The organism is Exiguobacterium acetylicum DSM 20416 (assembly GCF_000702605.1).
Taxonomy (GTDB): domain Bacteria; phylum Bacillota; class Bacilli; order Exiguobacteriales; family Exiguobacteriaceae; genus Exiguobacterium_A; species Exiguobacterium_A acetylicum.
Genome location: NZ_JNIR01000001.1, coordinates 93,013 through 116,935, shown reverse-complemented (window position 1 = coordinate 116,935; position 23,923 = coordinate 93,013). Strand labels below are relative to the sequence as shown.

22 protein-coding genes, 1 pseudogene and 1 riboswitch are annotated in these 23,923 nt (G+C 47.7%); of the genes and pseudogenes, 5 read left to right on the top strand and 18 right to left on the bottom strand.

Going from position 1 to position 23,923, the window contains the following annotated elements; genetic code table 11:
* Positions 1-43: 43 nt before the first annotated feature.
* A complete protein-coding gene (locus P401_RS0100550; RefSeq protein ID WP_029340783.1) occupies positions 44-1,678 on the top strand; it encodes a peptide ABC transporter substrate-binding protein in 1,635 nt (544 codons plus the stop codon).
* A gap of 116 nt (positions 1,679-1,794) precedes the next feature.
* On the opposite strand, the gene P401_RS0100545 is transcribed toward P401_RS0100550, so the two are convergent.
* Both P401_RS0100545 and ade read right to left on the bottom strand, forming a co-directional pair.
* The gene (locus P401_RS0100545; protein ID WP_023467133.1) at positions 1,795-2,052 is read right to left on the bottom strand and encodes a hypothetical protein; all 258 of its coding nucleotides are present in this window, start codon (positions 2,050-2,052) and stop codon (positions 1,795-1,797) included.
* Between the two features lie 263 nt (positions 2,053-2,315).
* Complete coding sequence (ade, locus tag P401_RS0100540) at positions 2,316-4,049, bottom strand: adenine deaminase (protein WP_029340782.1); 1,734 nt, start codon at positions 4,047-4,049, stop codon at positions 2,316-2,318.
* A gap of 124 nt (positions 4,050-4,173) precedes the next feature.
* Between ade and P401_RS0100535 the strand changes: the two genes are divergently transcribed.
* Both P401_RS0100535 and P401_RS0100530 read left to right on the top strand, forming a co-directional pair.
* Positions 4,174-4,713 carry a gamma carbonic anhydrase family protein gene (locus P401_RS0100535; RefSeq protein WP_029340781.1) on the top strand — a complete coding sequence of 180 codons (540 nt, stop codon included), beginning with the start codon at positions 4,174-4,176 and terminating at the stop codon, positions 4,711-4,713.
* Positions 4,714-4,824: 111 nt separating this feature from the next.
* The gene (locus tag P401_RS0100530; protein WP_029340780.1) at positions 4,825-5,010 is read left to right on the top strand and encodes a hypothetical protein; all 186 of its coding nucleotides are present in this window, start codon (positions 4,825-4,827) and stop codon (positions 5,008-5,010) included.
* A gap of 144 nt (positions 5,011-5,154) precedes the next feature.
* On the opposite strand, the gene P401_RS0100525 is transcribed toward P401_RS0100530, so the two are convergent.
* Both P401_RS0100525 and P401_RS0100520 read right to left on the bottom strand, forming a co-directional pair.
* Positions 5,155-6,738, bottom strand: coding sequence for an ABC transporter permease/substrate-binding protein (locus P401_RS0100525; RefSeq protein ID WP_029340779.1), 1,584 nt, complete (start codon positions 6,736-6,738; stop codon positions 5,155-5,157).
* Positions 6,735-7,862 carry an ABC transporter ATP-binding protein gene (locus tag P401_RS0100520; RefSeq protein WP_029340778.1) on the bottom strand — a complete coding sequence of 376 codons (1,128 nt, stop codon included), beginning with the start codon at positions 7,860-7,862 and terminating at the stop codon, positions 6,735-6,737. The genes P401_RS0100525 and P401_RS0100520 overlap by 4 nt, the downstream gene beginning before the upstream one ends.
* A gap of 192 nt (positions 7,863-8,054) precedes the next feature.
* On the opposite strand from P401_RS0100520, the gene P401_RS0100515 reads away from it, so the two are divergent.
* Complete coding sequence (locus tag P401_RS0100515; RefSeq protein ID WP_029340777.1) at positions 8,055-9,050, top strand: LysM peptidoglycan-binding domain-containing protein; 996 nt, start codon at positions 8,055-8,057, stop codon at positions 9,048-9,050.
* Between the two features lie 124 nt (positions 9,051-9,174).
* Here the strand turns inward: P401_RS0100515 and P401_RS19045 are convergent, their stop codons facing one another.
* From P401_RS19045 to P401_RS0100455, 13 genes and pseudogenes are all read right to left on the bottom strand, one after another.
* Entirely contained in the window at positions 9,175-9,993 is an 819-nt protein-coding gene (locus P401_RS19045) for a diaminopimelate decarboxylase family protein (RefSeq protein ID WP_268871253.1), read from the bottom strand.
* 82 nt (positions 9,994-10,075) lie between these two features.
* Positions 10,076-10,390: pseudogene (locus tag P401_RS19040) on the bottom strand (diaminopimelate decarboxylase); the annotation flags it as partial.
* Between the two features lie 115 nt (positions 10,391-10,505).
* On the bottom strand, positions 10,506-11,564 hold the full coding sequence (alr, locus tag P401_RS0100505) for an alanine racemase (RefSeq protein ID WP_029340776.1): 1,059 nt from the start codon (positions 11,562-11,564) through the stop codon (positions 10,506-10,508).
* Positions 11,561-12,493 carry a branched-chain amino acid transaminase gene (locus P401_RS0100500; RefSeq protein WP_029340775.1) on the bottom strand — a complete coding sequence of 311 codons (933 nt, stop codon included), beginning with the start codon at positions 12,491-12,493 and terminating at the stop codon, positions 11,561-11,563. Before P401_RS0100500 ends, alr begins: the two co-directional genes overlap by 4 nt.
* Before the next feature lie 25 nt (positions 12,494-12,518).
* On the bottom strand, positions 12,519-13,226 hold the full coding sequence (gene dapD / locus P401_RS0100495; RefSeq protein ID WP_029340774.1) for a 2,3,4,5-tetrahydropyridine-2,6-dicarboxylate N-acetyltransferase: 708 nt from the start codon (positions 13,224-13,226) through the stop codon (positions 12,519-12,521).
* Positions 13,213-13,959, bottom strand: coding sequence for a 4-hydroxy-tetrahydrodipicolinate reductase (gene dapB, locus P401_RS0100490; protein WP_029340773.1), 747 nt, complete (start codon positions 13,957-13,959; stop codon positions 13,213-13,215). The genes dapD and dapB overlap by 14 nt, the downstream gene beginning before the upstream one ends.
* Positions 13,956-14,837 (bottom strand): 4-hydroxy-tetrahydrodipicolinate synthase, encoded by an 882-nt coding sequence (dapA, locus tag P401_RS0100485; protein ID WP_029340772.1) that lies wholly within the window; start codon positions 14,835-14,837, stop codon positions 13,956-13,958. Before dapA ends, dapB begins: the two co-directional genes overlap by 4 nt.
* An 18-nt stretch (positions 14,838-14,855) precedes the next feature.
* Entirely contained in the window at positions 14,856-15,848 is a 993-nt protein-coding gene (locus P401_RS0100480) for an aspartate-semialdehyde dehydrogenase (protein WP_029340771.1), read from the bottom strand.
* 13 nt (positions 15,849-15,861) lie between these two features.
* Positions 15,862-17,061: an aspartate kinase gene (locus tag P401_RS0100475; protein WP_023467116.1), complete on the bottom strand. Its 1,200-nt coding sequence runs from the start codon at positions 17,059-17,061 to the stop codon at positions 15,862-15,864.
* Positions 17,062-17,173: 112 nt separating this feature from the next.
* Positions 17,174-17,351: riboswitch (Lysine riboswitch) on the bottom strand.
* Between the two features lie 70 nt (positions 17,352-17,421).
* Positions 17,422-18,792 (bottom strand): argininosuccinate lyase, encoded by a 1,371-nt coding sequence (gene argH / locus P401_RS0100470; protein WP_029340770.1) that lies wholly within the window; start codon positions 18,790-18,792, stop codon positions 17,422-17,424.
* Positions 18,789-19,994, bottom strand: coding sequence for an argininosuccinate synthase (locus P401_RS0100465; protein WP_029340769.1), 1,206 nt, complete (start codon positions 19,992-19,994; stop codon positions 18,789-18,791). Before P401_RS0100465 ends, argH begins: the two co-directional genes overlap by 4 nt.
* Positions 19,995-20,111: 117 nt before the next feature.
* Positions 20,112-20,540, bottom strand: a complete 429-nt coding sequence (locus P401_RS0100460) for a GNAT family N-acetyltransferase (RefSeq protein WP_029340768.1) — start codon at positions 20,538-20,540, stop codon at positions 20,112-20,114.
* Positions 20,537-21,685 (bottom strand): alanyl-tRNA editing protein, encoded by a 1,149-nt coding sequence (locus P401_RS0100455; protein WP_029340767.1) that lies wholly within the window; start codon positions 21,683-21,685, stop codon positions 20,537-20,539. Before P401_RS0100455 ends, P401_RS0100460 begins: the two co-directional genes overlap by 4 nt.
* A gap of 128 nt (positions 21,686-21,813) precedes the next feature.
* Here P401_RS0100455 and phnF point away from each other — a divergent pair, with 128 nt between their 5' ends.
* Entirely contained in the window at positions 21,814-22,548 is a 735-nt protein-coding gene (phnF, locus tag P401_RS0100450; RefSeq protein WP_029340766.1) for a phosphonate metabolism transcriptional regulator PhnF, read from the top strand.
* 56 nt (positions 22,549-22,604) lie between these two features.
* Here the strand turns inward: phnF and P401_RS0100445 are convergent, their stop codons facing one another.
* Positions 22,605-23,717, bottom strand: a complete 1,113-nt coding sequence (locus tag P401_RS0100445; protein WP_231681811.1) for an LCP family protein — start codon at positions 23,715-23,717, stop codon at positions 22,605-22,607.
* Between the last annotated feature and the right edge of the window lie 206 nt (positions 23,718-23,923).

The following is a 23,923-nucleotide window of genomic DNA, read 5'->3' as shown; positions in this document are numbered from 1 at the left end:
TTTCTGAAATATTTAACACTAACTCTCGGGGGGTCATCGTTCCATGAATAAACCATCGAAAATCGCTTTTGCTGGACTTTCCAGCATCGCGCTTCTTGCTGTCGCTGCATGCGGGCAAGGAAATGACGAAAACACAAGCGGATCTGATTCGAAAAACAAAAAAAAGGAAGTCACACTCGTTTCGACGACGGATGTACCTCAGCTAGATCCGACGAAAACGACGGACTCGACTTCCATCATCGTCACGAACAACGTCTTCGAAGGGCTATATCGTCTTGATGGTGATAACAAACCAACACCTGGAATCGCGGAAAGCGTCGAAGTGTCGGAAGATAAAAAAACATATACATTCAAACTGCGTAAAGATGCGAAGTGGTCAGATGGATCAGCCGTCACAGCAGATGATTTCATCTATGCTTGGAAACGCGCACTTGATCCGAAGACAGCAGCAGAATACGCGTACATTCTACAAGATTTAAAGAACGCCAACAAAATCATGGCTGGCGACGCTGAACTTGATGAACTGGGTGTCAAGAAAGTTGACGATCAGACACTTGAAGTCCAACTTGAAGCTCCAGCACCTTACTTCCTTGGTTTGACGAGTTTCCCGACGTACTTACCATTAAAACAATCATTCGTCGAAGATAAAGGCGATAAGTTCGCGACAAGTGTTGATACAATGGTCTTCAACGGACCTTTCGTCCTCGATAAGTGGCAAGCAAATGCTGGTTGGACATACAAGAAAAATCCAGATTACTGGGATAAAGCGAATGTCAAGATGGATAAAATCGATGTCAAGGTCGTCAAAGAAATCTCAACTGGCGTCAACCTGTTCGAAGCGAAAGAAGTCGATTTTGCACCAATTACGTCTGAATTCGTTTCGCAGTATGAAAAATCAGATGATTACAAGACGCGTCCAGATGCTCGGATCAACTTCCTTCGCTTTAACCAAAAGAATAAAGCATTGAAGAATAAAAACATTCGAAAAGCACTCGCGCTTGGCTTTGAGAAACAAGGGATTACAGATGTCATCCTAAATGATGGATCAAAACCTGCAAACTTCATCGTCGCGAAAGACTTCACGTTTACACCAGATGGAGAAGACTTCCGCGCGAAGTATCCTGATCTACAAAGCTACGATGCTGACGCTGCGAAAAAAGCTTGGGATGCTGGCTTGAAGGAACTTGGTGTGAAGACAGTCGAACTCAGCATGCTCTCACGAGATGAAGATGCCTTCAAGAAGGTTTCTGAGTACTTAAAAGGAGATCTTGAGAAACACCTACCTGGTTTGACGATCAAAATCAAACAACAACCATTCAAAAACTTCCTCGAACTCGAATCGAAGGGAGATTACGATATCTCTGCGGCTGGTTGGGGACCTGACTACCAGGATCCAATGACGTTCCTTGATATGTGGTTAACGGATGGAAGCTTCAACCGGATGGAATACTCGAACAAAAAGTTCGATGATCTCATCAAGGGAGCAAAACAACAAGCAGATGAAGCGAAACGTTGGTCGGACATGCAAGAAGCTGAAAAAATGCTGTTGACAGAAGACTACGCCATCGCACCAATCTACCAAAAAGGGGAAGCTTACTTACAACGGACAAACATTGATAAATTGTACCGTCACCCATTCGGTGCCGATATGAGCTTTAAATGGATGGAAGTAAAATAACCCTTTAAAACATTGATGAACAAGTAGCGGACCTCGTTCCCTACTTGTTTTTTTATTTCCGAATGCGATTCTCAAAAAACAACAAAGACCCCTTCTGACGGAGCCATCGGGGGTCTTTACTGTGCAATTTGTTTGTAAAAAGCAATCTCTTCATCCTGTCCTTCCTCAACTGCTCGGAAGAATTCAGCGAAGTAAGCATAAAGAACGGTGCGTTCCTCATACGTCGGTCGAGCTTGACGAATGACGGAGAATGCAAGATTTCGCAACTGACGTTTCGTTCGTCGATGTGTCGGTAGGGCATGGAACTGACGCGTGAATGAACGATAGACATCCGCAATCAAAGCTTCATGTCCTTCAAAATAGGTCTTATCCATAATGATGATCTCCTTTCTAATCTTGTTGTCCTACTGTTTTCTACGACCCTTCTAGATAAAAGTTTCATAGAAAGTGAGATTTCTCACAAACGATATAGAACTTACTATAACAAGCTTTCCAAAATGATTCAACATCCAAACTATTAAGTTTCATTAAGGATTTTTAGCCGTTTTGTAAAGTGGCTTTTTTTTGATTTTATCGTACCTCGATTGATAGAAAAACGGTCTGAGTCCCGGAATGAGACTCAGACTCGCGACGGACATCAGTCTGCTTGTACTGAAATATGCTGAAAGTGTTTTACGTCGAATAATCCACTGTCGGTCAGCTTTAACTCCGGAATGACCGGTAAGCAAAGAAATGACATCGTTAAATAGGGATTAAAGGACCGATCCGCCTCTAATACATCGAGTGCATCATTCAATGCTTCGAGTGTATCTCCAACTTCTTGGAAGGGACGATTCGTCATCAGTCCAGCGATTTCAAGCGGTAACTCGGCAAGCACTTCTTGACCATTGACAGCAATGACTCCCCCACCCGCTTGGACGAGACGTTCTGCGGCCAGTTGCATCTCTTCGTCTGACGCGCCTACGATGACGAGGTTGTGTGAATCATGGGCAACAGTCGCTGCAATCGCTCCGCGTTTCATCTTAAAGCCTTTGACGATACCGACTGCCGAGAAGGCTGTCCCGTGATGACGTTCAATGACAGCAATCTTTAAGAGATCCTGTTCCGGCACAGGCACGAAATGTCCGTCTTGAAGTGGAACGTCGAGAATCAAGTGCTCGGTGACGATGCTTTTCGGAATGACTCCAATGACATGCGCACGCGCTGATTCAAGTGGAAGGGCGAATACTTCCGGTGTAATCGGTTTTGTATTCAAGGTTCCGCGTAATGACTCTGGCACATGCGCGCGGCGAACCGGACGAATCGTTTTCCCTGCTCGCGCAACACAATCACCTTGAATATAGACCTCGTCAATCACGACGTTATCAGCATCGGATAACAAGACGAAGTCCGCCCGACGTCCTGGTACGATGGCTCCCCGATCGTCTAAACGATACGCGTTCGTCGCGTGCAACGATGCCATCGCATACGCTGTCTCACGTTTAATCCCATGACGGATCGCATAGCGGATATTATAGTCGATCGTTCCCTCTCGTAACGTATCATCCAAATGTTTATCATCCGTACAGAAGAGGAAACGGCTCGCATTGCTTTCCGTTACAGCATCGAGTACTTCTTTTAAGTTTCGAGCTGCCGAACCTTCGCGTATTTCAACATACAGACCACGACGCGCTCGGGCGATGGCATCTTCCTTACTGACGGATTCATGATCCGTTCGAATTCCAGCGACACCATAAATGTTGATTTCGCGTGGTCCGAGTCCCGCAGCATGACCATCGATTAGTTTTCCTGCGTCTTCGATCTGTTTAATTTTTTGGAGCATATCGTGATCGGCTCGTTCGACCGCTGGATAATCCATGACTTCTCCTAAACCATGGACACCAGGATGATCGACGAACGGTGCAAGTGCCGCGGCGTCAAGAGATGCTCCCGCGTGTTCAAACGAAGTCGCTGGTACACAACTCGGTAACATCATTCGTACATCAAGGGCAAGACCTTCAGCATCGTCTAGCATGAAGGATAATCCTTCCGCTCCTTTGACATTCGCGATCTCATGCGGATCGGCAATGATCGTCGTGACCCCTAATGGTAGAATCGCTTGCTCATACTCACTCGGTGGGACCATCGATGATTCAATATGGACGTGGGCATCGACGAAACTTGGTGCGATGAAGAGCCCCTCTCCCGGACGATTATCGATTCCTTCGTATCCTTCCCCGACAGCCGCGATATAGCCTGAATCAATCGCTACATCTGCTGTATAGGTTTCTCGTGTCATGACATCAATGACTGAAATATTCTGATAGACGACGGCTGCTTTCTCTTTTTTTGCAGCAATCGCGATCAATCGTTCACGCACTGTTTGTTCCATCCTGTCTCCTCCTGTTGTAAGCGTATTTTTACCATCTTACAATTAGTTTGGAAGCTGTTGCAATTTATTTTTTGTAACGTCAAGATGAAAGAGTATCGATTTAATGTCTGAGGGGGAAAAACGCATGAAATATCGTGTTGGTTCACTTGTTCCAAACATCGATCCATCCGTTTATTTAGCGGACGGATCTAAAGTCATCGGAGAGGTCACAATCGGAAAAGACTCATCCGTCTGGTTCAATACGGTCATCCGGGGAGATGAAGGTCCGATTCACATTGGGGAACGTGTCAACATTCAAGATGGTTCGATGATTCATCAGTATGAAGGGTATCCGACCATCATTGAAGATGAGGTGACAATTGGTCATATGGCGATGATTCATGGTGGAATCATCCGAAAAGGAGCACTGATTGGGATGTCAGCGACAATTCTCGATGAAGCCGAGATCGGAGAAGGTGCATTTGTCGCTGCAGGAAGTCTTGTTCCGCCAAAAATGAAGGTGCCTGCAGGCGCGATGGTCATGGGTGTCCCCGCCAAAATCGTCCGGGATATCAGTGACCATGATCGATTCATCATGGAACGAACAGTACGAAAATATGTCAAACGGGGTCAACAATACACGGCAAGTTGCGAAGCCATTGAAGATGATTTGACAAGTTTGTGAAAACGTTTACAAAGTTCACGACTTCTTAACACCTCCCCTCTTCCGTCTTTACAATCCTTTCGTACACTAGAGGTGTAAGAGATGAATCAAGACACAGAGAGGGGATTTTACATGATTCCAGTATACGAAGAACGCATCATGTCTGATTTATTTTCATCTACGAATAACCCAAGTTACGGTTTGCCGACGTTACCTGAAACGGAAACAGATTGGTTGACAGTCGAGATTCAAGCACGTATCGTTAAGGATGCCGAGCACCGCCTCGGAACATTAAACCGAGAGGAAGAACGTGTATGATTCAGCAACGCACTGTTCGCGCTTGGCTCGCTAGTCGCATCAAAAAATAATTTAATCACTTGATTACGTATTTTCCAAAACGATATAGCGCGTCAGCGCGCATAAAAAAGAGCCGAAGCGGATTCCCGCCTCGGCTCTACCTGTTTATTTGGAGATCAATCCTTCTTCAATCAAGAAATCACGCGCGACTTTTTCAGGACGCTGTTTCTCGACATCTGCTTTGTAGTTCAATTCTTGCATCTTTTCATCCGTGATTTTATCCTTCAATGTGTTGAGGACTTTTTTCAGTTCTGGATGTTCTTCGAGTGTTTCTTGACGAACAAGCGGTACTGCATAGTATGGTGGGAAGAATTTCTTATCGTCCTCTAGTACCGTCAAATCGAATTTTTGTAACAAACCGTCTGTCGAGAAGCTGTCGATGACGTTCGTCCGACCATTCGTCAGCGCTGTATAACGGAGTCCTCCATCGACGGGTTGTACATCTTGGAATTTCATGTCCGGATACTTTTTCTTCAAACCAAGATAACCATCTTCCCGATTCGCGAATTCGATTGTTGATCCGAGAATCAAACGATCACTGACTTTTGACATATCGGATACCGTCTTCAAGTCATATTTTTCGATATCTTCTTTCGTCATGGCAAGCGCATACGTATTGTTGAAACCGATTGGATCAAGGACATCGACTTGACTTTTCTCAGGAATCATCTTCCCGACTTTGGCATAAACTGTTTCTGGATCCGTCTCGACGTCTTGCTTGAGCACGTCGATCAACAAAGTACCTGTGTACTCGACATACGCGTCGATTTCCCCTTTTTCAAGCGCCCCGTAAGCGACTTTCGTTCCACCGAGGTTCAATTGACGTTCGACTTCTAAATCTGTCTTATCTTCGATTAAATCCGCTAACATATTTCCGAGAATCAATTGTTCCGTAAAGTTCTTCGATCCGATGACGATCTTATCTTCCTTGAGGAAAGAGTAAGCGACCGTTCCACCGATTAATAAGAAGACGATACTTGCGATTGCAATCTTACGTCCGGCTGGCATCGCCTTACGACGCTTCCGCGCCTTATTCTTGATTCGACCATCTGCAAGTGGAATCCCGTTCGGCGCTACCGAATATTCAATCCGACTAACGACGAAGTCGATGACAAGGGCTAAAATCCCGGCTGGAATTGCTCCGGCGAGAATCTGGTTATTATCAACCGTTTGAATACCCGAGAAGACGAGGTAACCAAGACCGCCGGCACCGATGAACGCTGAAATCGTCATTAAACCAACGGCTGTAACAGCAGAAATCCGAATCCCTGCCATCATGATTGGTAAGGCAAGTGGAATCTGAACCTTACTGAGGATTTGCCGATCTGTTAAACCAATTCCTTTGGCTGCTTCGAGCGTATCCCCTGGAATACTCGACAGACCTGTGTAGGTATTTTTAACGATTGGCAAGAGTGAATAGAGTACGACCATGATAATCGCTGGAGTCGATCCGATACCGATGAACGGAATCAAGAAACCGAGTAAAGCAAGACTCGGAACGGCTTGAACGACACTTGTCAGCGCAAGGACCGGCTTCGCGAATTTTTGATAACGGGTGATCAGAATCCCGATTGGAATCCCGAGAACGACAGCGATGACGACGGCAAAGACTGTCAACTGCAAGTGCTCAAGTAACAAGTCACCAATCTGATCGGTATTATTTTTTACATAATCAAAGAATCCGTTCATTGGACTTCCTCCTCATGAATGAATTGCTCACTCAAGACGGAAAGTAAGCTACTACGTGTGATCAATCCTCTGAGTTTTCCAGTTGCATCCGTTACCGGCAGATAACCTGTCTCTTCCTGGTTCATGACCTCAAGGACATCAAGCAACGAATCATGTTCATTGACGGCGATGATCTCGCCCTCCATGACTTCTTCGATCCGTTGGCTCTTATCCGGAATCGTCTGGATGTTCTTCAACTTAATCAGCCCTTGTAAGACACGGTCACGATCGGTGATTAACAGGCTGTCGACTTTGCGTCCACGCATGATTTCAATTCCCTGCAGCAACGTCCGTTTGCCACTGATTGAAACCGGGTCCTCGATCATGATGTCTTCTGCCTTAATAAATTCTGGACTACTCCAGATCTTATTTTTTCCGATGAACGATTCGACATATTCATCTTTTGGATGACGTAAGATTTCTTCTGGAGTATCGAACTGAACGATCTCCCCATCACGCATGATACATATCCGATCCGCTAACTTGATCGCTTCATCCATATCATGGGTGACGAAAACAATCGTCTTTTTCACTTCTTCTTGCAAGTTAAAGAGCTCTTCCTGTAGATCGTTACGAGTAACGGGATCAAGTGCACTGAACGGCTCATCCATCAAGATAACATCAGGATCATTCATCAGAGCACGCGCGAAACCGACACGCTGTTGTTGTCCACCACTGAGTTCGCTCGGATAACGATCGATGAATTGTTTTGGATCAAGCCCGACCATCGTCAACAGTTGTTCTGTCCGTTGATCCATCTCATCGTGGTTCTTGCCCTCAAGCCCAGCAATCAATTGAATGTTTTCCCGGACCGTCATGTGAGGGAACAAGCCGGTTTGCTGAATGACATATCCCATATGACGTCTTAATTCGATCGTGTCCGTCTTCATGATGTCCTTCCCGTTGACCAAAATCGTGCCTGAAGAAGGTTCGATCAGTCGATTGATCATCTTAAGTGACGTCGTTTTCCCACAGCCACTTGGTCCGATGAAAACAACGAGTTCACCCTTTTGAATCTCGAGCGATAAGCCTTTCAAGACGACATTGTCCTTAAACTGCTTACCGACGTTTTTGAATTCGATCATTCCTTCTCACTCCTTTTTACTATTTCCATATATTATGGTTTCCCAAAAAGATTACGGTTTAAACAAATTTTCTGTAATTTAGTTTTATTTCTTTGCAAAACGGGAATTTCTTAGTTCTTTTTTTAAAATAAAGGGAATACCTTAATAAAGAGTACTTGTAAAGCATGTTTTTGATGAAGGAGGTACTAGACGATGAACATCAAGAAACCTACCATCATGATGATCGGATTACTTCTCCTTAGTCCACTTTCGATTCCTTCACAGGTTAATGCGGCGAGCTCTACGTTTGTGACGAAAGGAACGACGACACAAAAAGTCGTCGCATTGACGTTTGATGACGGTTCAGATGGGACGAACATTGCAAAAATCTTAAGTATCTTGAAAAGTAACCAAGTGAAAGCGACTTTCTTTTTGACAGGCAGTGGTGCAAACAATCATCCTCAATCGATCAAGAACATCACAACCGCCTCTCCTACACACCAAATCGGCAATCACTCGTATTCGCATCCGGATTTTACGACCTTAACAGCAAGCCAGATGACGAGTGAATTATCCCGGACGGAGTCGCTCATCCGGTCCTTGACAGGAAAAACGACGAAACCGATTTTCCGGGCGCCGTTTGGTGCAAGTAACAGTAACGTGTTGAGTGCAGTTGGGGCTGCAGGTTACACGAAAACGATTCAATGGAATATTGATACGACGGATTGGAAAGGCATCTCTTCAACCGCCATCTTGGATCGTGTAATACCAAAAGTCGTTCCCGGATCAATCATCCTGATGCATACTGGGGCTGGTGCGAAAGGAACACCAACCGCTTTGCCAACGATGATTTCAAAACTAAAAGCAAAAGGCTATTCGTTCGTCACGATTTCAGAACTGTTACGGTCACCGACTTCAACCGGTACGACGTATACCGTCAAAGCTGGCGATACACTCTATTCCATCGCCCGCAAATACAACGTCTCGGTCTCTGCCCTCGCGAGTGCGAATAACATCACGAACTGGAATCTGTTGAACGTCGGTCAAGTCTTGAAAATTCCAACAACGACTTATACGGTTAAAGCCGGTGATACACTTTACTCGATTGCGACACGATATGGTGTCACCGTCACAGCATTGATGCAGGCAAACAACATTACGAATCCGAACCTCTTGCTCGTTGGACAAGTCTTAAAAATTCCAAAATGAATATGTTAATCGCAACACAAAAAAACGACCCTCTCTATTCAAGAGAAGAATCGCTTTAGATCGTATGCATGAAACCGGCGCGATAGCGTCGGTTTTTTTGTGCTCTAGTTTGACCCCGCACCTCTTACGACTCTGATCGGACCCCATTGATTCCAAGATCACACTGAATCAAATCCGCATACGTTTGTCGACGGACGACTTCACGGGATTCCCCGTCCCGAACGAAAACAAGTGCCGGACGTAAGAACTGGTTGTAGTTGCTTGCCATCGAAAAATTATACGCTCCTGTCCCAAAGACAGCAAGTGTATCGCCACCGTTCGGTGTAACCAACTGTGCTTTTTCAGCGACGAGATCCCCTGATTCACAAGCTGCTCCAACGACCGTCACTTCGGTCGTTTCGCCACTCATCCGGTTAGCGATGACCGTTTCATACACCGCACCGTAAAGTGCTGGGCGAATGTTATCTGTCATTCCGCCATCGACCGAAAGATATGTTCGGACGCCTTCGATCTCTTTGATTGCCCCGACCGTATACAGTGTCGTTCCTGCATTCGCAACGACCCAGCGCCCTGGCTCGATCCCGATGCGCGGACGTTCGATGCCGAGTCGCTCCGTTTCCGTCTCGATGACATCCATGACGCGTGCAATCGTCGCTTCAAAATCAAGCGGATGATCGTCCTGTGTATAGGCAATACCGAAGCCACCGCCAACATTAACTTCGCTGACTGTGAAGCCATGATGCGCACGAATCGTTTCGACGAAGCCCATCATCGTCCGAGCCGTCTGTTCGAACAGTGACGGATCTTGGATTTGCGAACCGACATGACAATGGATGCCGAGTAACGACAGATGTTCCGATGCTAAAATCGCTTCGATTGCGTCCAAGTAATCTGACGCATGCGTCGAGAAACCGAATTTCGTATCGACACCACCTGTCTGAATTTTCGCATGCGCTCCCCCCGATGACTTGTGGCACGATCCGGATCAGGACATGAACCGTTTGATCGGCTTGTGCCGCAATCGATTCCAGTTGTGCAATCTCTGCAAAGTGATCGATGACAATCCGTCCGACTCCTTCCTCAACGGCATACTGAAGATCAGCCGTTGATTTATTCGAACCATGGAAATAGATTCGTTCTGCTGGAACCCCGGATTGACGGGCGATGAAGAGTTCCCCGCCTGTGACGACATCGATTCCAAGACCATGACGAACGACTTGTTCATATACGGCACTGACAGTCAGTGCTTTTGAGGCGAAGGAAGCATACGTGTTCGGATACTTATCAAGGAAGTGTTCCCGGACGGTCGCTAATCGATCCGTCAGCTCCCGCTCTGCCATCACATACAACGGTGTTCCGTACTGTGCTGCAAGATCGGTCGCTGCGACACCATCGATGTGCAACGTATTGTTTTCTTCTGTCAGGTATTGACTTCCATACATAATAAGTTCCTCCTTATAGATACTGATGCGTCAAACGCCAAGACCGGGCACACATCTGCTCTGAATTGTTTGCTGCTCCTGTCCGGGCAATGTCGTCAATTTCAACGCCATCCCCATATAGCACGACCTCGTCTCCGACCTCAACTGTTCCATCGACGGCGACGAACGTATGACTCATGAATAATTTATTGATGATCGGATATGGTTTTTCTTTAATATGAACAGGTAAAGCAGCACGCCCACGGACGACACCGTCACCATAGCCGACGGGTAAAATGGCGATTCGCATCGGTTCTGTACTCGTAAAGTTCGTACCATATCCCACATGCTCACCTGGTCCGATTTCGCGAATTTCGACGACCTCTGTCGTCATCCGGAGTGAAGGCACGAGCCAGTCCATCTTCTCGATTGGCGAATAACCGAACAAGAAAATTCCAGGGCGGACATAATTACAAAACGCGAGACGCGGATCGTGTTTGACGATCGTCGCACTGTTTTCCGAATGGATATACGTAAACGTATGGCGCTTTCGTAACACATCGGCAATGGCGACGAAACGTTCGACTTGTCCATCGTGATCCGCATCCGGTTCATCGGCAAGCGGAAAGTGTGTATATAAACCTGTTAAATCAAGCGAATCTGCTTGCGCAAGCGCAAGGACAGCTTCCGCCTCTTGAAGCGAACTGACACCAAAACGGTTCATCCCGACGTTGATCTTCAAATGTAACTCGACTTCCTGCAGCTGTTTACTGTGTAGGGCGAGCCATTCTAGCGATGAGACACCGAGTGCGATTCCGAAACGTCGTGCTGTTTCAAAATCCTCCGTCGGATTCATCACCAGTACATAACTGTCTGGAAAATTCGTTTTGATTTCAATGGCTTCATACAACTCAGCGACAGCAAAGTGATGCACATCAGATGCCATCAGCGTCTCGACCATCTCGAGCATACCTAAGTTATATGCATTGTTCTTGACCACGGCAAAAATACGTTTACGTGACCGAGCGAAGACCGATGCGACATTTTGTCGCACCGCCTTCCGATCGATCGTGACGAGTGTACGCGTCGTCATTCTGCGACAGCTGGTGTCACGTACGTCAACCAATCCGCGTATTGCGGCAATTGACCTGTGACGGCTTGACGGTAAAGACCGAGCAACTCATCTGCGACGTTCCGTGTTCCGCCGTTGATTGAGATGTGATCGATTTCACCGACACTTGTGATTTCAGCAGCTGTTCCTGTTAAGAAGATCTCATCTGCGACATACAACTCATCGCGTCCGATGTGACGTTCAACAACAGGATAGCCTTGATCTTGTGCCAAACGGATGATGACTTGGCGTGTGATACCGTCGAGTACTGAACAATCAAGTGACGGTGTATGAATCGTTCCGTTTTTAAGAAGGAAGAGGTTCGCAACACTCGCTTCACTAACGTTTCCGTTCATGTCGAGCGCGATTGCTTCGTCAAATCCATCACGAATCGCTTCACCTTTTAAGAGTTGTGAGTTCATATAGTTCGCAGCCGCTTTCGCTTGCATCGGCATCATCGTTGATGAGACGCGGCGGTATGACGCGACTTTGGCACGGATGCCGGCACCTTTATCGAAGTATTCCCCAAGCTCCCAGCAAGAGATGCCGACATGAACCGTCGTATCTTTCGCCATCAATGCTTGCCATGGCGTACCGAGGAACACGAATGGACGGATATAACACGATTCAAATCCGTTTTTCGCAACTAAATCGATCGTTGCTTGAACAAGTTCGTCGACAGTATACGGAATCGTGACATGGTAATACGCACAACTGCGGAAGAGACGCTCGATATGTTCCTTCAATTGGAAAATCGCCGGTCCGTCCGGTGTCGCATACGCACGAATTCCTTCAAAGAATCCACTACCGTAGTGAATCGCATGTGACATGACGCTCGTGTTCGCATCTTTCGGATCATGAAAGACTCCATCTAACCAAATTGCTTCTCCATACTGTGTATCCACTGCCATGTGTTTTCCTCCTCTTCGACGTCAATCAGAGTGAACGTAAATCATCCACCAATTGCGTCTTCTCTTCTGTTTTCGCATCTTTCTGTTTGATGACACGTGCAGGTGTTCCAGCAACGACGCTTCCAGCAGGTACGTCTTCTGTGACGACACTACCAGCAGCGACGACGGCATCTTTGCCGACTTTGACGCCTTCAAGAATGACTGCATTTGCACCAATCAAGACACCGTCTTCAATGATGACAGGTGTTTTTGAAGGTGGTTCGAGGACACCCGCGACCACGGCACCTGCGCCGACATGAACGTTTTTCCCGATCGTCCCACGTGCACCGACGACAGCGTTCATATCAATCATTGTACCATCTCCGATTGATGCACCGATATTGATGATGGCACCCATCATGACGACCGCGTTATCACCGATGACAACATGATCACGAATCCATGAACCTGGTTCGATGCGCGCATTCAAGTGACGTGTATCAAGCATTGGTACCGCACTGTTGCGACGGTCATACTCCACGTGAACATCTGTGATGCGATCTGAATACTTTTCTAAGAAAGTAGCCGCAAGTCCTGCATCCGCGAAGAAAATCTTTGATTCATCTGATCCGAACGCTGTAGCGCCTTCGATCGTCAAGCCCGCCAAATCGCCATTGACGTAAAGTTTTACCGGTGTTTGTTTTTTAGCATCTTTAATGAATTTAGCAATTTCGTAAGCATCAGTGAGTAACATGTGAATCCTCCTGTGTGTAGAGCGTCTCTAATGTATAGAGTCCCGCTGTTTTTTGAATGAGTGCCTCAGCTGCTTTGATCGCACCAGAAGCAAATACTTTTTTCGATAGCGCTGTATGTTTGATTTCAATCAATTCGTCGACACCTGCGAATAAGACTTCGTGTTCTCCGAAGATCGTTCCACCGCGCATCGCGTGCATTCCGATCTCGTTCGTCTCCCGCTTTTGCCGCGTCTGTGACCGGTCATATACCGGTGTGACGTCACGTGCCGTCTGAATCGTTTGCAATAACAACTCAGCCGTTCCGCTTGGCGCATCGACTTTTTGGTTATGATGTTTCTCGAGCAATTCGATGTCATACGCTCCTGCTAGTGGCACAAGTGTCTTCAGCAGTTGCTGCACCATCGCGATACCGTACGACATGTTGTACGACTGGAAGATCGGAATTTCTTTTGCGGCGTCCTTAATCGATGCCAGTTCCGCCTCAGAAAAACCAGTCGTTGCGATAACGAGTGGTGTTTTTGTCGCCAGCCCGTATGCGAGCAAATCAGGTAGCAAACTCGGATGCGAGAAGTCGATGATCGCATCGACCGTCTCTGACATCTCTGTTAGCTCGGCATATGAAGCGATCGTATCGGATGACTTCGTCCGGTCAACGATCGCCATGACACTTTGTGGTGCGAGTTCGACGACGTATTGTCCTGTCGCCCCATAACCGTGTAACGCGAGTTTCATCGAACCACTCCTTTGTAAGCCCGCATCGTTTCGAGTAAGTGGGCGTGTCCCGCTTCCGATTGACGGACGAGCGGCAAGCGCGGCGCACCAACAGCAAATCCGAGTTCTTCAAGCGATGCTTTGACTGGAATCGGATTGACGTCACTGAACAAGGCACCGATGACCGGTAACAAGTCTGCCTGAATCCGGCGAGCCGTGACGAAATCTTGCCCTAGTAACGCCTCAGCAAGTGCTTGTGTCTCTGCTGGGTACGGGTTAGAGAGAACTGAAATAACACCCTGTGCGCCCCATGCCATGTACGGAAGGATTTGATCATCATTTCCACAGAAGACCGCGAAGTCTTCCGGAATCGCCGCCATCAGTTCACCCATAAAGCTGACATCTCCACTCGCTTCCTTAAAGGCTTGGATGCGTGGATGACGTGCTAACGTCACTGCTGTTTCGACTGCGATCGTAACGCCTGTCCGGGATGGAACGTTGTACAGCATGATTGGTAACTCTGTTGCATCAGCGACCGCTGTGAAGTGTGCGACGAGACCGGCCTGTGATGTTTTATTGTAGTACGGTGTGACGAGCATCGCTGCGTCCGCACCGAGACGTTCTGCGAGTAATGTTTTCTCGATTGTCGCTGCGGTGTTGTTCGAACCTGTTCCAGCAATGACGGGTACTCGTCCTGCCGTGACCTGAACGGCAGTCGTCAGGAGTTGTTCGAATTCATTATTCGTTAGTGTCGATCCTTCTCCTGTCGTCCCTCCGACGACAAGTGCCTGAATCCCTGCTGCGAGTTGTTGCTCGATTAAGCGTTCGAATACGTGTAAATCCAACTCGCCTGCTTCATTAAATGTTGTGACGAGTGCTGTACCTGCTCCTTTGAACATGAAGAACTCCTCCTTTTTTTATGAATGAATCGACTGTTCGATCGCTTGGCGTGCAACTTGCACGGCGTTTGACGCGGCACCTTTTCGGATGTTGTCAGCTACACACCAAAGATGGAACGTGTTTGCGAGACTATCATCTTGTCGAATTCGTCCGACGTAGACATCGTCCGTCCCACTCGCGTCGAGTGGCATCGGATAGCGCGTATTCGCGACATCATCGACGAGGACGACGCCGGGTGCCCCATCTAACGCTTCACGGATTGCTGTAACCGTCGTCGGTTGTGTAAACGTGACGTTGATTGCAACCGAGTGAGAGTTCGTGACCGGAACTCGGACACATGTCGCACTGACGGGTAATGCTGGAAGATTGAAGATTTTCCGTGTTTCGTCAATCATCTTCTGCTCTTCTTTCGTATAACCGTTCTCAAGGAATACATCGATATGCGGCAAGATGTTATCGTGAATCGGATGCGGGTAATTGACGGGTTCTTCTCCGCGCGCCCCACGCGCCAAGTCCTCGATTCCTTTTTGACCAGAACCCGATACGGCCTGATACGTCGTGTAGTTGATCCGCTCGAATCCCAGTGACTGGAGCGGTGCTAAGGCGACGACGGATTGAATCGTCGAACAGTTCGGATTTGCGATCAAGCGGTCCGTCGCTTGAATCGCTTGTGGATTGACTTCTGGCACGACAAGCGGAATCGTCTCCTGCATCCGGAAAGCACTTGAATTATCAACGACGAGTGTTCCGTTTTCAGCTAGTAACGGGGCATATTGTTCACTGATCGTTCCGCCCGCTGCGAACAACGCGACATCGATCCCGTCTTCCGTGATATTTGGTGTCAGCGCTTGGATCGTGATGGCTTCTCCCTTGAACTGTACCGTGTTCCCTGCTGAACGAGCAGAAGCGTAAGCGGACAGGCGGCTGACCGGGAAGTCCAGTTCGGCTAGTACTTGTAACATTTTTTGACCGACGGCGCCGGTTGCTCCAATGACTGCTACATGATACATGCTGTTTTCCTCCTTATAACTCGAACGCGTTTGCAATCGCTGCAACCGTCCGTTCAATATCTGCTTGTGCAATCGTGTATGAGATGCTGATTTCTGAAGTCGTAACTTGATAGAACGGAATGTTCTCTGCTCGGAAGATTGCGAACAATTTCGAAGCGACACCTGTTGCATCCCGCATCCCGATTCCGACGACAGATAATTTCGCGTGTTGATTATGGCGGTCGACCTTGACTGTCGTGAAACGATCCATGATGTCTTTCAATGCTTCATCGAGGAACTCTTCCTCATCGAGTGGACAAGAGAACGATAAGAAGATGTCACTGTCGAACGTCGTTTGACTGATCATATCGATGTTGACGTGGCGGTTCGATAAGAGTTCGAAGATATCGGCTACTGCTGCGTTCGTTTGCGGTACGTGTTTGATTGATACCGTCAAGACGTTCTTCGTCACACTGACACTCGTCACCGCTTTTTGTTCCATTGTTTCCGTCGCTTCCATGATCCATGTTCCCCTTTTCGATTCAAGTGTTTTCCCGACGAAGATGTGTACGCCGTATTTTTTTCCTAGTTCGACACTCCGCATTTCCATGACCTTCGACCCGAGGGCGCTCATCTCCATCATCTCATCATACGAGATGTGCGGAATCGGTTGAGCAGCAGCATGGATTCGTGGATCAGCTGTATAGACACCGTCGACATCCGTGTAGATTTCACACCGTTTATCAAGGACTGCCGCAAGCGCAACAGCCGTCGTATCCGATCCACCACGTCCGAGCGTCGTGACATCACCGAGTTCGTTGACCCCTTGGAATCCGGCGACGATGACGACATCGTACGTTTCAAGTTTTTGCCGTAACAGATTTCCATCAATCTGTTTGATCTTGCTTTTCGTATGCAATCCCATCGTACTGATTCCCGCTTGTGCGCCTGTTTGCGATAACGCTTTGACGCCGAGTGAGTTGAGGGCGATGCTGAGTAATGAAATCGTCTGTTCTTCTCCGATGGCAAGCAGACGATCGAGTTCTCGGCGCTCGGGGCGATCCGTGATGGCTTGCGCCTGAGCGATCAAAGAATCTGTCATCTTGCCCATCGCTGAAACGACGACGACAAGTTTTTCACCTTCGGCTGCGCGACTCTTCAAATAATTCGCAATAGACTGAATCTGTTCGACAGTCGCAACCGAGCTTCCACCAAATTTAAGTACAGTTGTCACAATCCTATCTCCTTTGTCCCGATACAGAAAAAAACGACGGGCCGGTAGGAGCGTTCCTACGGCCCGTCGTTATCACGATCGGACAAACGAAGACAAAGTCATTCGTTCTTTTACGTAAGATAGCGCTCCGAAACATCGGTTTCGGCAGTACAACGGATCTTAACCGTTGTACCAGCAAATGAGAAGAAGCATCTTCTCGTTCACTTCGGCGGACTTCCCCTTTCACATCATTCGGCATGCTTGCCTTCAAGAATGATGCTACTCATGTCATCCGCGCCTCTATCTGTCGGTTGTTAGTTACAGTTATAGCAGACATCTTTTGTTAAATCCAGTCATTTGACTGATTTTTTTCAAAATCCGTCAATTCGCAAGATGCTGTTTCGCGAGTTCAAGTTGCTCCGACACGGCAACAAACCCTGTACCGCCGTAACTTGTCCGGCGTGCCACTGCTTGAACCGGATCGAGGAGCGGATAGACGTCTTCCGTGATATCAGGATGGAAGGTTTGATACGTCTCAAGGTTCAAATCTTTCAAGAAACAGCCATTCTGCACACCGTAAAGGACAGCCTTCCCAACGATTTCATGTGCTTCTCGGAATGGTATGCCTTTCGTCACGAGGTAGTCGGCGAGTTCCGTTGCGTTCGAGAAGTCTTGCATTGTCGCCTTCTTGAGCGCTTCGGTCTTAAACGTCGCGGATTCAATCATTCCGGTGAAGATTTGAACGGACTGGAGGACGGTATCCGCTGTATCGAAGACCCCTTCTTTATCCTCTTGCATGTCTTTATTGTAAGCGAGCGGTAATGCTTTCATCGTCGTTAAGAAGCCCATTAGATTGCCGTAGACACGTCCTGTTTTCCCACGAATCAATTCCGCGAAATCAGGATTTTTCTTTTGTGGCATCATGCTCGATCCTGTCGAGAAGGCATCGGACAACTCGATGAAGCCAAATTCTTGCGACGCCCAGATGATGATTTCTTCACAAAAACGTGAGAGATGCATCATGACGGTCGAGGCGATCCCGAGGTATTCGATGACAAAGTCCCGGTCGGAGACGGCGTCGAGGCTGTTCGGATAGATCGATTCAAATCCGAGCAACTCGGCAGAACGGAAACGATCAATCGGGAATGTCGTCCCGGCGAGCGCACCTGCCCCGAGCGGTGATTTCCGGATTCGTTTTTGGTTGTCCGTCAACCGTTCAACGTCCCGTTCAAACATCCAGAAGTACGCAAGCAAGTGATGCGCAAGCGAGATCGGTTGCGCCCGTTGCAAATGCGTATACCCCGGCATGACCGTCTCGATATGTTGCTCGGCTTGTTCCGTGATGACCGATTGGAGCTCACGTAATGCCGTCGTCAACGCTTCGACATGTTGCTCCATCCATAGATGCAAGTCGGTTGCGACCTGGTCGTTTCGACTCCGTGCCGTGTGCAGTTTCCCTGCGACTGGACCAATCTGTTCCGTCAACAACCGCTCAAGGTTCATATGAATGTCTTCATCCGCTAGCGTATACACATGATCCGCTACTGTCGCTTCTAGTTGCTTTAGTCCTTGCTCGATTTGTGTCCACTCGTCTTGAGCGAGGATTCCTTGTTCAAATAACATCTGCGCGTGCGCAAGACTTCCTTTCAAATCGACACTTGCTAACTTTTGATCGAACGTGATCGATGCTCCGAAGGCTTCCGCTTGAGCGGAAGCACTTTCCGTAAAACGTCCACCCCAGAGTTTGGTCATTTCGTCACACCCGCCTGACGATGAACACTTGCATGCGTCGAAACAGCAAGACCGTGTAATTTGATGAATCCTTTTGCTGCTTCATGATCAAACGCATCTTCTTTCGTATACGTCGCAAGCTTTTCATCGTAGAGCGAGACAGCAGACTGACGACCTGTCACGGTTGCGTTTCCTTTGAACAGTTTGACGCGAACTTCTCCTGTGACGTCCTGTTGCGTCGCCGTCAAGAAAGCTTTCAGACCTTTCGTCAATGGTGCGTGGAAGAGACCGTTATAGATTGTTTCTGCATATTGTTTGCTGAGTAACGGTTTAAAATGAGCGACGTCTTTCGTCAATGTGATCGTCTCAAGTGCGGCGTGTGCTTTCAATAGAACAGTCGCGCCAGGGCACTCGTACACTTCCCGTGATTTGATTCCGACGAGACGGTTCTCGACGTGGTCAATCCGTCCGACGCCGTGCGCTCCAGCGATGATATTCAGTTCCGTGATCAGTTTTGCGAGTGGATACGTCGTGCCGTTAATGGAAACCGGAACGCCTGCTTCAAAGCCGATGATGACTTCTTCCGCCTGATCTGGAGCGTCTTCAGGTGCTACCGTCAACGCGTAAGCGTCTTGCGGTGGTTCTGTCCACGGGTTTTCTAGGACGCCACACTCATTACTCCGTCCCCAAAGGTTCATATCGATCGAGTAAGGGCTGTCGAGGTTGATCGGGATCGGCACATTGTTTTCTTTCGCATAGGCGATCTCTTCTTCCCGTGACCACTTCCACTCCCGAACTGGTGCGATGACTTCAAGTGATGGATCAAGTGCTGCGACCGAAACTTCGAACCGGACTTGGTCGTTTCCTTTTCCGGTACAGCCGTGTGCGACAGCCGTTGCACCATATTCATGCGCGACTTCGACGAGCTTTTCTGCGATCAACGGACGCGAAAGCGCTGAAATCAACGGATAGGCATTTTCGTAATGTGCACCATATTGAAGGGCTGGTAAGACGAACTCTTGGGCGAATTCTTCTTTGACATCGAGAACGATTGATTCGATTGCACCGACGAGAAGTGCCTTTTCCTTGATGACGCTTAAATCTTTTCCTTCACCGACGTCCATACATAATGCAATGACGTCGTAGTCCTTGCTCAACCATTTGATGGCTACCGATGTATCGAGTCCCCCAGAGTACGCTAAGATTAATTTTTGTTTCGACATGTATAATTCCCTCCTGGTTTTAAATTCATCTGTCTGTATAAAAATTCATTATGAATTATATATATACATAGAAAACAAAAAAAGAAACCCTTTTTGTAGGATTTCTTTCAAATTTGATTACATTTTCTTCTCCATCGTCCGGTGTGGGATGCCTGCATCGTCGAATTCATCAGAGACGATCGTATAGCCAAGCCCTTGATAAAACGGGATCGCTTGGACTTGTGCACCGAGCGTTAGCAATTGTTTGCCTTCGCGACGTGCGACACGTTCCATCGCCTGCATCAACTCGCCACCGTATCCTTTTCCTCGCGCTGTCGACAGCGTCGCAACACGCTCTACCTTCATCCGTTGGTCGTCATATGGGCGGGTACGTCCCGTTGCGACTGGGCGGCTTTGCTCATCGAGGACAAGCAGATGAATCGCTGTCTCATCGTGTGTATCGTATTCAAGATGGCGTGGTACGCCTTGTTCCTCAACGAAGACCCGTTCCCGGATCATCCGAACGGCTTGATGTTGTTCTGCTGTACGTACTTGAATCACTGTCATAACTGATATTCCTCCCGTAATCGATCGACATATGCCATCGCATCATCCCGATTCGTAAATTGTGCTTGTGCTTGGATTGCACTTCCACCACCACGTCCATTAAATGATTGGACATGTGCTTTGGCGAATTTTCCGAGATGTGGTTCACCTGGACTACTCATCAGTAGCTTGTTCGTCGTCGCATTCCAGACGACGCCGACGCGTCCCGCTTCTTGAATCGCTTTAGCAAGTTGCTCGGATATTTTGATTTCTTCATCCAGATGTTCAAACACAAGAATGCCTTCTTGTTGTTCTAAAGCGTGAGCGAGTGTGAACGTTGCGAGTTGTTCCTGGGCGTGTTCGACCTGTTTCGTTAAGCGTTTCTGCTCTTCTTGTAACGCTTGGACGGCTTCTAGCATTTGAACTGGTTTGACCGACAAGGCTTGCGCCGCTTCCCGTAAGGCTCGTCGTTCTGCCTGAACGAGTTGGTATGCCCGTTCCTTCGCGACATAGGACAGACGAATATTTCCACGAATCCGCTCGACTCCGGTAAAGAGAATCGACTCGAGCTGTACCGTCGAATCAAGATGCGTCCCGCCACAGGCACTATAATCGAGTGTGCCGATTTGAACGACACGAATTCGTCCTTCAACTTGTGGTGTTTTTCGTAATGGTAAGCGTAGCGCTTCCGCCTCGTCATACTCTGTCGCCGTGATCGGTAATCCTTGTTCAATCACATGTCGTAATCGTCGATCCAGCTGTTCTTGTTGCATAGTTGTCCATTCAGATGTCTCGATATCAAGCGTCGAGACCTCACTTCCCGTCCGAAAACTGAGTGTCTTGATATTTGATTCATCTTGTAGGATTGCAGAGATGACATGTTGTGCCGTATGCTGCGCCGCATGATCGACCCGGACTGCGTCATCTACGATACCGGTGACGTCACCTATGAGCGGCGTCGCCAGTTGGTGCCAGACGACACCGTCTTCGATTTGAACGTCAAGGACCGGTTGGTCGTTCAATGTTCCACGATCCGCCGGCTGTCCACCGCTCTCCGGATAGAAGTAACTTTTCTCTAAAGCAACCCAATAGCCATCTATTTGTTTTGTTGCACGAATGGATGTCTGAAAGGTTCGGACATCGGATTCTATTTGTTCGGGGCGCATGCCTCGACCACCTTTCTCTGTCAGTTTCACTCTGTATTATGCCATATTTCATCCAGAATCGTTTGTCGGCTTGCCTTTTTCCTAGTACACTAGACGAAAGACTACCGATCGCGAAGGGACGAAATGCCGTGATTCAGCATATCAATAAAAATTCACCACTCCCCATCTACTATCAAATCGAAGCTGCCTTAAAACAACAAATCGAAAGCGGTGTTCTTCAACCTGGCGATCTGATCCCGTCCGAGCGCGAATTTGCCGAAGCGCACCAAATCAGCCGAATGACGGTCCGACAAGCCATTTCAAACTTGGTCAACGCCGGTTACTTGATTCGTCAAAAAGGACGTGGAACATTCGTCGCGAATAAAAAAATCGTCATGCAACTGTCTGGATTGACGAGTTTCTCGGAAGAGATGGAGCACTTAGGTTTAGAACCGACGAGTGCGCTACTTTCCTATCAAATCATCGACGCCTCGATGACGATTGCCAATAAGCTACGGATTCGCGAAGGGGCATCGGTGTATGAACTGAAACGTTTACGAATTGCTGATGAGCAAGCGCTTGCCCTTGAGACCGTCTATATCCCGGAACAGCTCTTACCTGGACTCGATCAAGACGTCGCGACCGCATCGCTCTATGCATTTGCAGAAGCGAGTGGATTAAATCTTGGGCGTGCGAGTCAAACGTTCGAATCACGCCTGGCAACGAAGGAAGAGGCGGGCCATCTTGGTCTATCGACCGCTTCGCCTGTCTTATCTGTCGAGCAACTGACGTATCTTACAACGGAGCAACCGTTTGAATATGTCATCTCCGCTTACCGAGGAGACCGCTATACCTTCACCGTCGAAATGGAACGACAACGCTAAAAATCCCCTTGTATCGTCGTATAGTGACGATGATACAAGGGGATTTTTAGCGTATATTATTGAGCAGGAACGGCTTCTGTTTCCGTCACTGGTTCTTCTGTCGTGCTTTGTGCCGGGTCTGTCTCTTCCTTGATCGGTTCGACTTCTTGACCTTGCATCGCTTTTGCTAAGTTACTTTTCACTTGCTCCAATTGATTCGGATCGAGGTGATACTCCCATTTCCCGCTGATACCAATATAACCTTCTCCAGCGAGTTGGTACTCCGTCGTGTTACGTAACGCTGCTGTGAAATCTGCTAAGCGTGTATAATCGTTCGGACCTAAATTCGTTTCGACGTTATCACCGACAGCATCCAAAATATCACGGTATGCACTGAGGGAACGGAAACTTGCCGCTTCTTTGGCGACCGCTTGAATGACTTGCATCTGTTTTTGACCGCGTCCGATATCACCGAGCGGATCATCATGACGGTTCCGGACGTAAGCAAGTGCTTGCTCTCCTGTTAAATGTTGCATACCTTTATCAACAGTGACAGTACCGGCTTTACGTTTTGAATCTTGCTCTTTGAACGCATATCGTACATCGATGTCTACGCCATCCAATGCATCGATCAATTGAACGAATCCTTGGAAATTAACTTTAACGACGTGATCGATTTGAATACCGAGCAGGTTTTCTGTCGTTTCACGCGCTAATTTAATCCCATTATAGGAATTCGATTTATCCATCGAACCGAAGTAATGGGCATGGGTGATTTTATCTTGCTCAACACCTGTCTTACCATAAGGTACATCGTATTTCGAATAATCGATGTTCACGAGTGAATCACGCGGAATACTCGTCAACACTAATTGTTCCGTTTTTTTATTTAAGATTCCGACGATCATGACATCTGATCGCGCCGGTTCATTTCGTTCTTTACTTTTTTTCGTTTCATCCGTCCCAAGAATCAAGAACGATTCAGACGGAACATCATCATATTTAGAGCTCACCTTCGAGCCGGGAATGTTAATCTGCGTCTTTGCCAATGTTTCTTGCGTTTTAATAAAAACAGCTCCAGCATATCCAGAACCGATGATTGTGACAAGCAGGACGAGTGCAGCGATGACTTTCATGAACATCTTGCCAGCACTTGGCTGTCTCTTTCGTGCGGATCGCGTTTCCATCATGTAAACCCTCATTTTCATGTAAATTTTCCGTAAAGTTCGCTAATCTCCATTATCCGTACATTTAATGAAATGTCAATTTACGTTTCGATTAAAGAAATCGTATGGAATCGTTGCACTGAAAAAATCATGGACCCTTAGTGCGCTGTATCATGAGATTGAATGATCTTGGTATATGTCCTGTTGATGCCTTTCTATCAAAATAAAAA

Bases quoted from the DNA above. Each gene is read 5' to 3' on its own strand.
- P401_RS0100550 (WP_029340783.1), top strand. From the start codon at position 44: ATGAATAAACCATCGAAAATCGCTTTTGCTGGACTTTCCAGCATCGCG.
- P401_RS0100545 (WP_023467133.1), bottom strand. From the start codon at position 2,052: ATGGATAAGACCTATTTTGAAGGACATGAAGCTTTGATTGCGGATGTC.
- ade (WP_029340782.1), bottom strand. From the start codon at position 4,049: ATGGAACAAACAGTGCGTGAACGATTGATCGCGATTGCTGCAAAAAAA.
- P401_RS0100535 (WP_029340781.1), top strand. From the start codon at position 4,174: ATGAAATATCGTGTTGGTTCACTTGTTCCAAACATCGATCCATCCGTT.
- P401_RS0100530 (WP_029340780.1), top strand. From the start codon at position 4,825: ATGATTCCAGTATACGAAGAACGCATCATGTCTGATTTATTTTCATCT.
- P401_RS0100525 (WP_029340779.1), bottom strand. From the start codon at position 6,738: ATGAACGGATTCTTTGATTATGTAAAAAATAATACCGATCAGATTGGT.
- P401_RS0100520 (WP_029340778.1), bottom strand. From the start codon at position 7,862: ATGATCGAATTCAAAAACGTCGGTAAGCAGTTTAAGGACAATGTCGTC.
- P401_RS0100515 (WP_029340777.1), top strand. From the start codon at position 8,055: ATGAACATCAAGAAACCTACCATCATGATGATCGGATTACTTCTCCTT.
- alr (WP_029340776.1), bottom strand. From the start codon at position 11,564: ATGACGACGCGTACACTCGTCACGATCGATCGGAAGGCGGTGCGACAA.
- P401_RS0100500 (WP_029340775.1), bottom strand. From the start codon at position 12,493: ATGGCAGTGGATACACAGTATGGAGAAGCAATTTGGTTAGATGGAGTC.
- dapD (WP_029340774.1), bottom strand. From the start codon at position 13,226: ATGTTACTCACTGATGCTTACGAAATTGCTAAATTCATTAAAGATGCT.
- dapB (WP_029340773.1), bottom strand. From the start codon at position 13,959: ATGAAACTCGCGTTACACGGTTATGGGGCGACAGGACAATACGTCGTC.
- dapA (WP_029340772.1), bottom strand. From the start codon at position 14,837: ATGTTCAAAGGAGCAGGTACAGCACTCGTCACAACATTTAATGAAGCA.
- P401_RS0100480 (WP_029340771.1), bottom strand. From the start codon at position 15,848: ATGTATCATGTAGCAGTCATTGGAGCAACCGGCGCCGTCGGTCAAAAA.
- argH (WP_029340770.1), bottom strand. From the start codon at position 18,792: ATGACCAAACTCTGGGGTGGACGTTTTACGGAAAGTGCTTCCGCTCAA.
- P401_RS0100465 (WP_029340769.1), bottom strand. From the start codon at position 19,994: ATGTCGAAACAAAAATTAATCTTAGCGTACTCTGGGGGACTCGATACA.
- P401_RS0100460 (WP_029340768.1), bottom strand. From the start codon at position 20,540: ATGACAGTGATTCAAGTACGTACAGCAGAACAACATCAAGCCGTTCGG.
- P401_RS0100455 (WP_029340767.1), bottom strand. From the start codon at position 21,685: ATGCGCCCCGAACAAATAGAATCCGATGTCCGAACCTTTCAGACATCC.
- P401_RS0100445 (WP_231681811.1), bottom strand. From the start codon at position 23,717: ATGATGGAAACGCGATCCGCACGAAAGAGACAGCCAAGTGCTGGCAAG.